Source organism: Sphingopyxis sp. J-6 (genome assembly GCF_046603995.1).
In the GTDB taxonomy this organism is placed as follows: Bacteria; Pseudomonadota; Alphaproteobacteria; order Sphingomonadales; family Sphingomonadaceae; genus Sphingopyxis.
The window spans coordinates 1,287,351-1,300,761 of sequence record NZ_CP145810.1; the positions used below are offsets into that span (position 1 = coordinate 1,287,351).

The 13,411-nt window shown below is 65.8% G+C and carries 14 protein-coding genes; 6 read left to right on the forward strand and 8 right to left on the reverse strand.

Translation table 11 applies throughout. The annotated features are described in order from the left end of the window. Positions 1 to 2: 2 nt before the first annotated feature. The 3 genes from V6U71_RS06195 to arsC all read right to left on the reverse strand — a co-directional run bounded on the left by V6U71_RS06195 (position 3) and on the right by arsC (position 3,271). Entirely contained in the window at positions 3 to 1,412 is a 1,410-nt protein-coding gene (locus V6U71_RS06195; RefSeq protein ID WP_411341425.1) for an efflux RND transporter periplasmic adaptor subunit, read from the reverse strand. After that, positions 1,409 to 2,815, reverse strand: coding sequence for an efflux transporter outer membrane subunit (locus V6U71_RS06200; RefSeq protein WP_411341426.1), 1,407 nt, complete (start codon positions 2,813 to 2,815; stop codon positions 1,409 to 1,411). The genes V6U71_RS06195 and V6U71_RS06200 overlap by 4 nt, the downstream gene beginning before the upstream one ends. Before the next feature lie 111 nt (positions 2,816 to 2,926). Continuing rightward, positions 2,927 to 3,271: an arsenate reductase (glutaredoxin) gene (gene arsC, locus V6U71_RS06205; protein WP_411341427.1), complete on the reverse strand. Its 345-nt coding sequence runs from the start codon at positions 3,269 to 3,271 to the stop codon at positions 2,927 to 2,929. A gap of 269 nt (positions 3,272 to 3,540) precedes the next feature. Here arsC and V6U71_RS06210 point away from each other — a divergent pair, with 269 nt between their 5' ends. Further along, positions 3,541 to 4,224: a murein L,D-transpeptidase catalytic domain family protein gene (locus tag V6U71_RS06210; RefSeq protein ID WP_411341428.1), complete on the forward strand. Its 684-nt coding sequence runs from the start codon at positions 3,541 to 3,543 to the stop codon at positions 4,222 to 4,224. A 40-nt stretch (positions 4,225 to 4,264) separates the two neighbouring features. Here the strand turns inward: V6U71_RS06210 and V6U71_RS06215 are convergent, their stop codons facing one another. The 4 genes from V6U71_RS06215 to V6U71_RS06230 all read right to left on the reverse strand — a co-directional run bounded on the left by V6U71_RS06215 (position 4,265) and on the right by V6U71_RS06230 (position 8,164). Further along, positions 4,265 to 5,620, reverse strand: coding sequence for a L,D-transpeptidase family protein (locus V6U71_RS06215; protein WP_411341429.1), 1,356 nt, complete (start codon positions 5,618 to 5,620; stop codon positions 4,265 to 4,267). A 162-nt stretch (positions 5,621 to 5,782) separates the two neighbouring features. Further along, complete coding sequence (gene accC, locus V6U71_RS06220; RefSeq protein ID WP_411341430.1) at positions 5,783 to 7,144, reverse strand: acetyl-CoA carboxylase biotin carboxylase subunit; 1,362 nt, start codon at positions 7,142 to 7,144, stop codon at positions 5,783 to 5,785. Between the two features lie 7 nt (positions 7,145 to 7,151). Continuing rightward, a complete protein-coding gene (accB, locus tag V6U71_RS06225; protein ID WP_411341431.1) occupies positions 7,152 to 7,640 on the reverse strand; it encodes an acetyl-CoA carboxylase biotin carboxyl carrier protein in 489 nt (162 codons plus the stop codon). A gap of 71 nt (positions 7,641 to 7,711) precedes the next feature. Continuing rightward, on the reverse strand, positions 7,712 to 8,164 hold the full coding sequence (locus V6U71_RS06230; RefSeq protein ID WP_411341432.1) for a type II 3-dehydroquinate dehydratase: 453 nt from the start codon (positions 8,162 to 8,164) through the stop codon (positions 7,712 to 7,714). A gap of 82 nt (positions 8,165 to 8,246) precedes the next feature. On the opposite strand from V6U71_RS06230, the gene thiS reads away from it, so the two are divergent. The 3 genes from thiS to V6U71_RS06245 all read left to right on the forward strand — a co-directional run bounded on the left by thiS (position 8,247) and on the right by V6U71_RS06245 (position 10,032). Beyond that, the gene (gene thiS / locus V6U71_RS06235) at positions 8,247 to 8,447 is read left to right on the forward strand and encodes a sulfur carrier protein ThiS (protein ID WP_058804940.1); all 201 of its coding nucleotides are present in this window, start codon (positions 8,247 to 8,249) and stop codon (positions 8,445 to 8,447) included. Position 8,448: 1 nt separating this feature from the next. Further along, on the forward strand, positions 8,449 to 9,222 hold the full coding sequence (locus tag V6U71_RS06240) for a bifunctional sulfur carrier protein/thiazole synthase protein (RefSeq protein ID WP_054588380.1): 774 nt from the start codon (positions 8,449 to 8,451) through the stop codon (positions 9,220 to 9,222). A gap of 234 nt (positions 9,223 to 9,456) precedes the next feature. Continuing rightward, positions 9,457 to 10,032, forward strand: a complete 576-nt coding sequence (locus V6U71_RS06245) for an NADPH-dependent FMN reductase (protein WP_411341433.1) — start codon at positions 9,457 to 9,459, stop codon at positions 10,030 to 10,032. On the opposite strand, the gene V6U71_RS06250 is transcribed toward V6U71_RS06245, so the two are convergent. Further along, positions 10,029 to 10,463, reverse strand: coding sequence for a MarR family winged helix-turn-helix transcriptional regulator (locus tag V6U71_RS06250; protein WP_054588378.1), 435 nt, complete (start codon positions 10,461 to 10,463; stop codon positions 10,029 to 10,031). The two genes, V6U71_RS06245 and V6U71_RS06250, sit on opposite strands and share 4 nt — an antisense overlap. Positions 10,464 to 10,595: 132 nt before the next feature. Between V6U71_RS06250 and V6U71_RS06255 the strand changes: the two genes are divergently transcribed. Both V6U71_RS06255 and V6U71_RS06260 read left to right on the forward strand, forming a co-directional pair. Then, on the forward strand, positions 10,596 to 12,251 hold the full coding sequence (locus tag V6U71_RS06255) for a long-chain-fatty-acid--CoA ligase (protein ID WP_411341434.1): 1,656 nt from the start codon (positions 10,596 to 10,598) through the stop codon (positions 12,249 to 12,251). Between the two features lie 29 nt (positions 12,252 to 12,280). Continuing rightward, positions 12,281 to 13,411 carry an alpha/beta hydrolase gene (locus V6U71_RS06260; RefSeq protein WP_411341435.1) on the forward strand — a complete coding sequence of 377 codons (1,131 nt, stop codon included), beginning with the start codon at positions 12,281 to 12,283 and terminating at the stop codon, positions 13,409 to 13,411.

Sequence of the window (13,411 nt, forward strand, 5' to 3'; positions counted from 1 at the left end):
CGTCAGCGGCCGCCACCGCCGCGTCGTCCGCCGCCCGATCCGCCGGACCCGCCGCCCGATCCGCCCGACGATCCGTCCGAAAGCTGGCCGGTGATGACCTTCGTGCCGGTGCGCAGGCTGCCCGATGTCACCTCGGTAAGGCTGCCGTTGGTGTCGCCGGTGGTGATCTGCATCGGCTGCGGCTGCCCTTCGGCGTCGAGGATATAGACCGTCTGCTGCGCCCCCCGGTCGGCGGTGACCGTGCGTGCCGGCCGGTCGCCGCCGCGCCGCGGGCGGCGGGGGACGAGCGCGCCGGTGATCCCGCCGCTCGACGCGCCGGCGCCGTCCGCCTGCGCGGGACGAAAGCGCAGCGCGGCGTTGGCGATCAGAAGCACGTTCTGCTTGTGCATGGTCACGATATCGGCGGTCGCGGTCATCCCGGGGCGCAATTCCTGCTTGGCATTGTCGACCGACAGGATCGCCGTATAGGCGACGACATTGCCCGAACTCGCGCTGCTCGCCGACGAACCCGACGACGAGGAAGACGACGAACTGCCGCTGTTGTTCGATCCGACGTTGACGCGGGTGATCTTCGCCGGGAAACGCTGGCCGGGAAAGGCATCGACGGTGAAGGTCGCGTCCTGGCCTTCCTTCACCTGGCCGACGTCGGCCTCGTCGATCGACACTTCGAGTTCCATCTGGCTCAGATCCTCGGCGATCGTGAACAGCACGGGCGCGTTGAGCGAGGCGGCGACGGTCTGGCCGGGTTCGATATCGCGCGAGAGCACGACGCCGGTGACCGGCGAATAGATGCGCGCCTTCGACAAATTGGTCTGCGCGGTGCCGAGCGCGGCGCGTTGCTGCGCCACCTGCGCGCGCGACGCGGCGAGCGACGCGACGGCGCGTTTCTGGTCGGCGCGCGCCGCGTCGAGCTCGGTTTTCGACGGCACGCGGCCGGCCGACAGGCGAAACACCTCTTCCTGCCGGGCGAGGTTCGCGCCTGCCTGCGCCAGCGTCGCCTGCGCCTCGCCGACATTGGCGTTGGCGGCGGCAAGGCTCGCTTCGGCCTGGACGACCGAATCCTGCAGGCGCGCGGTGTCGAGCGACGCGAGCAACTGGCCCTTCGTCACACGGTCGTTCACATCGACATAGACATTGGTAATCAGCCCCGACTGTTCCGAACCGACATCGACCTGGTTGATCGGCTTGATGTTACCGGTCGCGGAGACGGTGACGGTCAGCGGGCCCTTGCGCACTTCCTCGGTCGAATAACGCACCGCATCGTCGGGGCCGAAGCAGCGATAGAGGACGAACAGGAAGAGGAGCGCCAGCAGCGCGACGCCGATCCACTTGCCCCGCCGCACCCACGGGCTGGCGGGCTTGACGCCGAGGAAGTCGTCGAGGGTCTCATCGCGCTTGCTGTCGTCGGTCATCCGCCGGTTCCGTTCGTTTCCATGGACTGCCACCCGCCGCCCAGCGCATTATAGAGCTGGACGATGGCCAGCGCCTGCGCCGCGCGCGAGCTCGCCAGACTGTTGCTCGACGACAGGAGCGAGGTTTCGACGCTGGACAGCGTCTGAAAGTCGGTCAGCCCCGATTGATATTGCAGCCGGGCAAGGATGGCGCTGTTGTTCGCGGCTTCGCGGGCGATCGCCAGTTGGGCGCTGCGTTCGTCGGCGGAGCTTGCCGCGACCAGCGCATTTTCGACGTCTTCGAGCGAGACGAGGATCGTCTGGCGATAGGCGGCGAAGGCGCCGTCCGCCGCCGCGCGCTGGGCGCGGACCTGCGACGCGCGCGCGCCGCCGTCGAACAGGATTTGCGACAGGCCGGCGAACAGCGATCCGGTGATGGTATCGAACAGGCCGCGGGTGGTCAGCGCGCTGGTGCCGAGCGAGCCGGTCAGGCCCAGCGAGGGGAGCAATTGGGCCTGGGCGACGCCGATGCGCGCGGTGGCGGCGGCGAGACTGCGCTCGGCCGCGCGGACGTCGGGGCGCTGGCGCAGCGTGTCGGCGGGAAAGCCCGCGGCGATACCGGTCGGCGGGGCGGGGATGGGGGCGGCCGGCTCAAGCGCGGCGGTCGCCGCTCCCGGCGCTTCGGCGGTCAGCACCGCGATGCGGTTGAGCGCGCCGCGGATGCTGGTCCGGAACTCGGGAATGCTCGCTTCGGTCTGTGCCAATTGCGTGCGCGCCTGTTGCTCGTCGAGCGAGGAGGCGAGGCCGGCCTGCACCCGCCAGCGCGCGATGTCGTAATTGTCGCGCTGATAGCGGACCGTCTCTTCGGCAATCGCCAGTTGCTGCTGCGCAAGGCGGAGCTGGACATAGTTGGTGACCAGTTCGGCGATGATCGCGATCCGCACCCCGGCGAGGTCGTAGCGGGTCGCCGCTTCGTCGGCGCGTGCCGCCTCGAGCGCGCGCCGGCCGCCGCCGAACAGGTCGACCTGCCAGTCGGCATCGAGCCCGAGCGAGTAGCTGCTGCTGTCCCGTCCGTCGATCACGACATTGCGGCCGGCGCGGCCGCTGGCGCTCACCGTCGGCAGCAGGTCGGCGCCAGCCTGCACCGACGCTTCGCGCGCCTGCCGCAGCCGCGCCTCGGCCTGCGCCACGTCGAGATTGACCGCAATCGCGCGTTCGACGAGGCGGTCGAGCATCGGATCGTCGAACCGGGTCCACCATGAAGCGAGCCCCGCTTCGTCGAGCGCCACATTGCGGCCGTCGCTGTAACCGGATGGCAGCGCCAGTTCACTCGCGGTGGCGGGGCGGTAGTCGGGGCCGACGCTACACCCGGCGAGCGATGCGGATGCCAGAAGGACGATCGGATAGCGGTATCGCGCGCTCATTTTCGGCACCTGCAGGGAGGCATGCGCCGGTTGTAGCGACTTGCAAAACCGTGTCAAAATTTCCGTTGGCCGAATAATTCTGAGTCTGATCGCCGGGCGGCCGGCCCTGCGTCAGAGGATTTCGTGCACCCGGTCCTGCGGGCGGCACAGCCGGACCCCCTTGTCGGTTTCGACGATCGGGCGTTCGACATAGGCGGGATTGGCGGCCATCGCGGTGACGATTTCGTCTTCGCCGGCGCCGTCCAGCCCGCGTTCGGCCGCATCGGTGCCGCGCAGGCGCAGCGCGTCTCGCGCCGCGATCCCGGCATCGGCGAAGAGCTGGCGCAGCTTCGCTTCGCTATAGGGGGTTTTCAGATATTCGACGACGGTGACGTCGACGCCGGGCGTCTCCTCGAGAATCGCGAGGGTCTTGCGCGAGGTGCCGCAGGAGGGGTTGTGCCAGATCGTCGCTTTCATTCGGCCGCTCCTATCGCCGCGCCGCGCCGCCGACAATCCTGTCGTCGACAAGGCGCCCTGAAAACTTCGGGCGCGTAAACCCGCTATTCATGGCGAATATGCCACATCTGCCCGCATGACAGGCATGGTAATATTGCCTTCGACCACCATCTTGGGGCTTATGATAAGCCGAGGGACCGCCAAAGGCGGCCAACGCGGGGTTGGGTTGCTAAGTGAATGAACTGATTGATCGCAGAGCGATATTGGCGGGGCTTGCAGGCGCAGGCGCCATGGCGGCGTTTCCGACGCGCGCTCAGACGCCGAACTGGATTCAGCAACCGATCGCGCCGGTATCGCCGCCGGTCGACTATCTGGCTGTCGCGCGTCGGCAATTGGCGATGCAGAATCGCAATATCCCGCAGGCTGACCGCGTCGGCATCGTCGATTTCGGGCTGCCGTCGTCGCGCCCGCGCTTCGCGCTCGTCGATATGGTCGCGGGCAAGATCGACATGTTCCCGGTCACCCATGGCCGCGGGTCGGATCCGCAGCACGACGGCTGGCTCAAAAGCTTTTCGAACCGTGTCGGCAGCCTTGCGACCTCGCGGGGCGCCTATCGCACCAGCGATTATTATTATGGCAGCAACGGCTCGTCGATGCGGCTCGCGGGGCTGGAACCCGACAATTACAGCGCCGACGCGCGCGCGATCGTCGTCCATGGCGCCTGGTATGCCGACCCGTCGCTGATCGCGACACAGGGCAAGTTGGGACGCAGCGAAGGCTGCTTCGTCTTCGGCGAGGCGCTGCTGCCGATGATCCTCTACAAGCTTGGCCCGGGCCGATTGCTGTTCGCCGACAAGCTGAGCGTGCCGCCGCCGGCACCGAAGTTCGAGATGCCGGGCGAGCCGCTGCCGGGTACGGAGAATATGATCCGCACCGGCGCGACCAACGGGGCTATCCCGAAGACCGCGGATTGACAGTCGGCCGTCGCCCCCGCTTTCGCAGGGGCGACATGTTTCAATAAATCCCGCTTGTCCCCGGCGTCGTCGCGCGCGCGGTGGTCTGGACGGTCGGAACGACCTCGGGCGGCGGCGGCGCGATGAGCGCACCGGCCGGGCGGCCTTGCTTTGCGAAGCTCGCCACGACGGGCGCGTCGCGGCCGTAGATGTCGGCGAGCTTCTTCACGCCGCCCTTGCCGTCGGGAACGACGGTCCAATAGGCGACATAGACGGGGAAAGGCTGTTCGAAGCCGAAGCGCGTCGTTTTGCCGCTGGCGATCGCTTCGCCGAACTCCTCGGGGCTCTTGCCGGCGAAATAAACCGCCATCAGCCCCGAAAAGTGCAAAGCGCGCTCGGTGCGGATACAGCCGTGGCTGAACGCCCGCGCCGCCGCGCCGAACGCGCCCTTCGACGGCGTATCGTGCAAATAGATGGCGTGCGGGTTGAGCATTTCCATCTTCATCACGCCGAGCGCGTTGTTCGCGCCGGGCTGCTGCACCACCGACAGCGTCTTGCCGCTCCCGGTCCACGTATAGCCCTGCCGCCGCGCCGACGCCGGATTGTTGGCGATCGTCGCGCCGATGCCTTCGTTGATGATGCTGCGCGGCAGCGTCCAGGTCGGGTTGACGATGACGCCGGTCGCCATCGGGTTGAGCTGCGGCGTCGGCGTCGACGCCTTGCCGACGACGGCCTTGTGCGTCGCGATCGTCGTGCCGCCGTGAATGACGCGGGTCAGATATTCGGGGACGTTGCTGACGACATAGCGTTCGCCGAGATCGCGCGGCATCCAGCGCCAGCGTTCGATGTTCACCCGGATTCCATTGGTTTCGGCGGGGGTCTTGGCCTTCTTCAGCGACGCTTTCAGCACCGCGAAATCGGGATGGACCGGATCGAGCCCGGCGAGCGCCTGCGCGACGTTGTTCGTCGCCAGCGCATTGGTGAGCAACGGCAGCAGCGGCTCGTCGGTGTCGTCGCTGTCGACCATGAACCATTGCTTGCGCGCCGCATTCGGCGTCCGCCCGTCGCGCAGGTGCGTCGCGAACAGGAGGAAGGCATCGGTCGCGACCTTGTCGAGCCGTGCCTGATCCTTCGACATGATCGCCGCAGCGAGGTCGTCGGGATTGTAATCCTTGGCGAAAAGTCCTTCGTCGCCGGCGCCTTCGATGGCGCCGAGCAGCGCGGTTGCGTTCGCTTCGGACCAGGCGGGAAGCGCGACCGGCGCGACGACGACGGGTGCATCGTCGGTGACCTTGTCGGGCTGGAGGACGACCGAATCCTCCTTCACTTCCTGCGCAAGGACGGATGGCGCGGCGAGCGCCAGCGAAAGGATTAGCGCCGCAGCGGGGCGCATCGACGGGAGAGTATTTTTGACCATGCGGGTGCCATAGCCAAAAAGATCACATAGTTAAAGTGAGCGGCCGCACAGTCCGGCGCATCCTATATCGCGTCACCCCGGGTTCGATCCGGGGCCCATGCGGGGCGTCGGGAATGGATGCCGGATCAAGTCCGGCATGACGAAAGAAAAAGCGTGCGGCGTTCAGGCCGCGCCTTCCGCTTCCTCCCGCGCCAGCCATTCCTCGAGCCATTTGATCGTATAGTCGCCATGGATGACGTCGGGGGCGGCGAGCAGCGCCTGATGCAGCGGGATGTTCGTCTTGACCCCGCCGATCACCATCTCCTCGAGCGCGCGGCGCATCCGCATCATGCAGCTTTCGCGCGTGCGGCCATAGACGATCAGCTTGGCGATCATGCTGTCGTAATAGGGCGGGATCGAATAGCCCGCGTAAAGCCCGCTATCGACGCGCACATGCATGCCGCCCGCGGCATGATAATTGGTGACCTTGCCCGGCGAGGGCATGAAGGTGCGCGGGTCTTCGGCGTTGATGCGGCACTCCATCGCGTGGCCGCGGAACTCCAGATCCTCCTGCGTCACCGACAGGCCGCGCCCGTCGGCGATGCGGATCTGTTCGCGGACGAGGTCGAAGCCGGTGATCATCTCGGTCACCGGATGCTCGACCTGGATGCGCGTGTTCATCTCGATGAAGAAAAACTCGCCATTTTCCCACAGAAACTCGATCGTGCCGGCGCCGCGATAACCCATCGCCGCCATCGCGTCGGCGCAGACCTTGCCCATGCGCGCGCGCTCCTCGGCCGAGATGATCGGCGAGGGGGCTTCCTCGAGCACTTTCTGGTGGCGCCGCTGGAGCGAGCAGTCGCGTTCGCCCAAATGGATGGCATTGCCCTGACCATCGCCGAATATCTGAAATTCGATGTGGCGCGGGTTGCCGAGATATTTTTCCATATAGACGGTCGGGTCGCCGAACGCCGCCGCCGCTTCGCTCGACGCCTGACCCATCAGGCTTTCGAGGCTCGCTTCGTCGGGAACGACCTTCATGCCGCGGCCGCCGCCGCCTGAGGCTGCCTTGATCAGCACCGGATAGCCGGCTTCGGCCGCGATCCGTTTCGCCTCGTCGCCATAGGTGACTGCGCCCGGCGAGCCCGGAACGACCGGCAGGCCGAGCTCGACCGCGGTGCGCTTCGCTTCGACCTTGTCGCCCATCGTGCGGATATGCTCGGGCTTCGGGCCGACGAAGCAGATATTATGCGCTTCGATGATCTCGGCGAAACGCGCATTCTCGGACAGGAAGCCATAGCCCGGATGGATCGCGTTGGCGCCCGTCACCTCGGCCGCCGAAATGATCGCCGGGATGTTGAGATAGCTGTCCTTGGCGCTCGGCGGGCCGATACACACGGCCTCGTCGGCAAGGCGGACGTGCATCGCGTCGGCATCGGCGGTCGAATGAACCGCGACGGTCTTGATGCCCATTTCGTGGCAGGCGCGGTGGATGCGTAGCGCGATCTCGCCGCGGTTGGCGATGAGCAGTTTCTCGATCGTCATGCGAAACTCAGGCGATGGTGAACAGCGGCTGGTCGAACTCGACCGGCTGGCTGTTCTCGACATGCACCGCTTTCAAAGTGCCCGATGTCGGCGCGACGATCGGGTTCATCACCTTCATCGCCTCGATGATAAGCACCGTGTCGCCCTCTTTCACGGCCGAACCGACCGCCGCGAAATTCGGCGCGCTGGGTTCGGGGGCGAGATAGACGGTGCCGACCATCGGCGACTTTACGGCATCGGCGAAATTGTCGGCGGCCGGAGCTGCCGCAGCAGGAGCGGCCGCTGCGGCGAGGGGTGCTGCCGCTGCGGGTGCTGCGACAGGTGCGGGAGCGGCAGCATAGGCGACGGGTGCGGCGGTCAGCGTCCGCGCCACGCGAACCTTGCGGTCGCCATCCTCGACCTCGATTTCGGAGAGTTGCGTATCGTCGAGCAGCTCGGCGAGCGCGCGCACATAGGCCGGATCGATGTTGATGCCATTGTCTTTATGGTCACCCATGAGAATTTTTTCCTGTTGTTGCGGCGTCGCGGTTCCGACGCTCTGACCCCGTTTTTTGATGCGCCCTATTGTCAGAGACGGGCGGCGGCGTCCAGCGCCAGCGTATAGCTGTTCGCGCCGTGACCTGCAAAATGGTCTACCGCCGCCATGCCGACATAGCTCAAATGGCGGAACTCTTCGCGCTTCATCGGGTCCGACAGATGGACCTCGATCACCGGCACCTTGATCGACTTGATCGCGTCGTGGATCGCGATCGACGTATGGGTATAGCCGCCGGCGTTGAGCAGCACGGCCTTGGCGCCCGCGACATAAGCCTCGTGCAGCCAGTCGATCAGCACGCCTTCATGGTTCGTCTGGCGGCATTCGAGCCGCAGGCCGAGGTCGACCGCCTGCGCCTCCAGCCGCGCGTGAATGTCGTTGAGCGTGTCGTGGCCGTAAATCTCGGGCTCGCGGGTGCCGAGCAGGTTGAGATTGGGGCCGGAGAGGACATAGACGGTCGGCTTGTCGGAACGATCGCTGGTCAAGGGCAAGGTCTTTCGGTTGCGGCGACGGGCGCTCCCCCTATATGGGCTGCTCGGCAAAAGGCAAAGCGAGGCGGATTTCCCGGTGATATCGGTCATTCTCAACGGCGAACCGCGGCAGGTGCGCGAAGGCAGCATCGCCGACCTCGTCGCGTCGCTCGGCCTCGACGTCAAGAAGGTCGCGGTCGAGCGCAATCGCGCGATCGTCCCGCGCTCGACGCTCGCCGACGTCGCGCTCGCCGAGGGCGACGCGCTGGAAATCGTTCATTTCGTGGGAGGCGGTTGAGGTGTCAGCGGATCAATGGAGTGTGGCCGGGCGGACGTTTACGTCGCGGCTGATTGTCGGCACCGGCAAATACAAGGATTTCGAACAGAATGCCGCGGCGGTCGAAGCGTCGGGGGCCGAGATCGTCACCGTCGCGGTGCGCCGCGTCAATGTCTCGGACCCGACGGCGCCGATGCTGACCGACTATATCGATCCCAAGAAGATCACCTACCTGCCGAACACCGCGGGCTGCTTCAACGCCGACGATGCGATCCGTACGCTGCGGCTGGCGCGCGAGGCGGGGGGCTGGGATCTCGTCAAGCTGGAAGTGCTCGGCGAGGCGAAGACGCTGTATCCAAACATGCGCGAGACGCTGGAAGCGACCGAGGTGCTCGCGAAAGAGGGCTTCTTGCCGATGGTCTATTGCGTCGACGATCCGATCGCGGCGAAGCAGCTCGAGGATGCGGGCGCGGTCGCGGTGATGCCCTTGGGCGCGCCGATCGGATCGGGGCTCGGCATCCAGAACCGCGTCACGATCCGCCTGATCGTCGAGGGCGCGTCGGTGCCGGTGCTCGTCGATGCCGGGGTCGGCACGGCCAGCGACGCTGCGGTTGCGATGGAACTGGGCTGCGACGGGGTGCTGATGAACACCGCGATCGCCGAGGCGAAAGATCCCATCCGTATGGCGCGCGCGATGAAGCTGGCGGTCGAGGCCGGGCGCGATGCCTATCTGTCGGGGCGGATGGGGCTGCGCAAATATGCCGATCCGTCGAGCCCGCTGGCGGGGTTGATTTAGCGGTTGCTGTCGGCCGGAAATGGACCTTTTCCATTCGTCATCCCGGACTTGATCCGGGATCCATAGCTGCGCCGTCGTCATGGATCCCGGATCAAGTCCGGGATGACGAAAGCGGGGGAGGCAGCGACAGCTCCCCACCCCAAAGCGGCCCTCGTGGTGATGAAACCATACAAAGCCGGTTGCCCCTTCATTGCAAAATAGGTTAGTATTCTAATTATTTTATCGGGAGGGAAAATGACCAGCATTGCGGTAATCGTCGGCAGCACCCGCGAGGGATCGTTCAACCGTGCGCTCGGCGACCTCGCCGCCACGAGCCTCGCGGCGCTGGGCGCCGCCGTGACGCGTGTCGATCTGGCGGCGTTCAACCTGCCGCTCTATTCGGCGGCGCTCGAGGCGAATGATTTTCCGCCCGATGCACAGCGGCTGAAGGACATCTTCGCGGCGCAGGACGGGCTGCTGTTCGTGTCGCCCGAATATAACGGGTCGCTGCCGCCGCTGCTCAAGAATGCGATCGACTGGGCATCGCGGCCGACCGGCGGCGAGGGGCTCGTCGCGCTGACCGCCTATCGCGGCAAGGCGGCGGCGATCATGTCGGCGTCGATCAGTCCCTTCGGCGGGCTGCGCGGGCTGATGCATTTGCGCCAGATCCTGTCGACGATCCAGATGCTGGTCATCCCCGAACAGGTGGTGGTGCCGAATGCCCACGCGGCGTTCGCCGAGGATGGCAGCCTGAAGGAGGCGCTGCCGGCGTCGCTGGTCGAGATGACGGCCGGGCGGCTGGTCGCGGTCGCGAAGGCGCTGTCCGCCTAGCGCGTCCGCTCGATATTGTCGCCCCAGTCGGCTTCGAGCGTCGCGAGCAGCGCGTCGAAGCGTTCGTGGCCCAGCCTTTCGGCGAGCTGGTCGGACAGCGCGTCCATCGCGCGTTGCGCATCATGCCGCATCTTCGCGCCGGTTTCGGTCAGCGACACGATCATGTGGCGCCGGTCGCCGGGATCGGGCGCGAGTTCGACGATACCGAGCTTGACCATCTGGCCGATCGTGCTGTGGATCGCCTGCCGCGACACGCCGAGGTTGCGCGCAATGTCCGACGGGCGCACGATGCCGCTGACGATGTTGGTCATCACCATCGATTGCGGGCGGCTGACATCGGGCCAGCCGCGATCGTGCAGCCGTGCCTGCAGGCCCTCGTCGAGCCAGCAGAAACGCTGGAAAAGAGCGATAATAAGCTGATTGGTGCGCATGAAGAGCCGCGATTTCCCCCGTTTGCCGGCCGAGCGCCAACGCTTTCACGCTAGAAGAAGGGCGGAGGCGAGGCAAGGCGGAGCGGCATTGCAAAAGCAAAATACTTAGCATACTATGCTTTTAACGAATGAATGAGGGAGAGTCGTGCCGACATGGACGGATTGATGCAGAATGTGCCGCTGACGGTCGACCGGATCATCGATCATGCGGCGAACTGGCACGGCGACCGCGAGATCGTCTCGCGCGATGCCGGGGGGCGCGTCACCCGTTCGACCTATGCCGACATCCACGCCGATGCGAAGCGCGTGTCGAATGCGCTCGCCGGCGAGGGGATCAAGCCGGGCGACCGCGTCGCGACGATGGGCTGGAACGGCGCGCGCCATCTTGCGGCATGGTATGGCGCGGCGGGGATGGGGGCGGTGCTTCACACGCTCAATCCCAGGCTGTTCCCCGAACAGATCGCCTATATCGCGGACCATGCCGGCGACCGGCTGCTGATCGCCGATCCGGCGGTTGCCGATCTGGTCGCGGAACTGCTGCCGCAGGTGCCGTCGATCGAAAAGGTAATCTTCTTTTGCGACGCGGCGTCGCTGCCGGAAACCGATTTCGAGGCGATCGCCTTCGACGACTGGATCGCGGGGCAGCCGGCGGAATATGACTGGGGCGGCTTCGACGAAAATGCCGCCTGCGGGCTTTGTTACACCAGCGGCACGACGGGCAATCCCAAGGGCGTGCTCTATTCGCACCGGTCGAACTATATCCATGCGCTGATGACCTTGCAGCGCGACGCACTGGCGCTGTCGGCGCGCGATACGGTGCTGCTCGTCGTGCCGATGTATCACGCCAATGCGTGGGGCGTCGTCTATTCGGCGCCCGCGGTCGGCGCGAAGCTGGTGCTGCCCGGGCAGCGGATGGACGGCGAATCGATCTACAACCTGATCGAGGAAGAGGGGGTGACCTATTCGGCCGCCGTGCCGACCGTGTGGCAGATGCTGCTCACCTATATGCAGGAGAACGGCAAGCGCTTCACGACGCTGGAGCGGGTGACGATCGGCGGCTCGGCATGCCCCGAATCGATCATCCGCACCTTCCGCGACGATTATGGCGTCGACGTCATCCAGGGCTGGGGCATGACCGAAACCTCGCCGCTCGGCACGGTATCGGTGCCCAATGCGTCGGTCGCGGCGAAGGGCGATGAGGCGCAGATGGCGTACAAGCTGAAGCAGGGGCGGCTGCTCTGCGGGCTCGAGATGAAGCTGGTCGACGACGCGGGCAATCGCCTGCCGCACGACGGCAAGACGCCGGGACGGCTTATGATCAAGGGGCCGACGATCGCGCGCGGCTATTTCGGCGGCGAGGGCGGCGATGTGCTCGATGCCGAAGGCTTTTTCGACACCGGCGACGTCAGCACGATCGACGGCGAAGGCTATATGCAGATCACCGACCGCGCGAAGGATGTCGTGAAGTCGGGCGGCGAGTGGATCAGCTCGATCGAGATCGAGAATATCGCGATGGGGCACGACGCGGTCGCCAACGCCGCGGTTGTCGGCGTCGCGCATCCGAAGTGGGACGAGCGGCCGATCCTGCTCTGCCAGCTCAAGGACGGCGGCACGGCGTCCGCCGACGATTTGAAGGCGTATCTCGACGGCAAGATCGCCCGCTGGTGGATGCCCGACGATGTGCTGTTCGTCGACGAAATCCCGCTCGGGCCGACCGGCAAGATCGACAAGAAGGCGATCCGTGCCGGGCTGGAGGGATACAAGCTGCCCTTCGAAGTGACCCGCTGAACCCAAGCAGATAATCAGGAGAGACTATGATGGTGGACCCGAACGGGATCGCAGGACTGGACGCGCAATTTATCGGGCGCGTGTCGCCGACCGCGCCGCGCATTCAGGCGGGCGGCCATCCGTGCCAGGGCATCTATTGGACCGAGGCGGGCAAGCGCCCGAAGGTGGCGGTCATCGCCACCCACTATAATGTCGACTTCTCCGAACATTATATCGCGCCCTATTTTGCGCGGCAGGGCATCGGTTTCCTCGGCTGGAACACGCGTTATCGCGGTTTCGAGGACCAGTTCCTGCTCGAACATGCGGTGCTCGACATCGGCGTCGGCATGAAATGGCTGAAGGAAGAGGCCGGGGTCGAACAGATCGTCATCCTCGGCAATTCGGGCGGCGGCTCGCTGATGGGCGCCTATCAGGCCGAGGCGATCGCGCCGACCTTGACCGACCGGCTGCCCCCGGTGGGGCAGGATGCGCTGGCGCAGCTCATCAAGGGCGATCTCTATATCAGCTTCAACGCCCATCAGGGACGTCCCGAGGTGCTGACCGACTGGATGGACGCGTCGGTGATCGATGAAAATGATCCGGTCGCGACCCACCCCGAACTCGATCCGTTCAACCCCGATAACGGCCCGCCCTATTCGGACGCCTTCATCGAAAAATATCGCGCCGGGCAGCGCGCGCGCAACCAGCGGATCACCGACTGGGCGAAGGCCGAACTGGCGCGCCTCAATGCCGCGGGCATCCCCGATCGCATCTTTCCGATGTTCCGTTGCTGGGGCGACATCCGTTGCGTCGATCCGGCGATCGATCCGTCGGACCGCAAGCCGAACTGGTGCTATCGCGGCGATCCGGCGGTCGCGAACCGGACGCCGAGCATCGGCCGCGCCAATACGCTGAAGACCTGGCTCAACATGTGGAGCCTCGAAACCTCGCCATGTCAGGGGCAGCCGCACCTCGCCAAGCACGACACGCCCGCGCTCGTCGTGCAGGGGACAGCCGACACCGGCGTCTTCCCGAGCGACGCCCGCAAGATTTTCGATTTCCTCGGTTCGACCGACAAGAAGCTCGAACTGATCACCGGGGCGCATTATTTCGAGGATTCGATAGAAGAGCGGCAGAACGCCGCCGACCTCGTCGGCGCGTGGATCCGGGAAAAGCTGTGA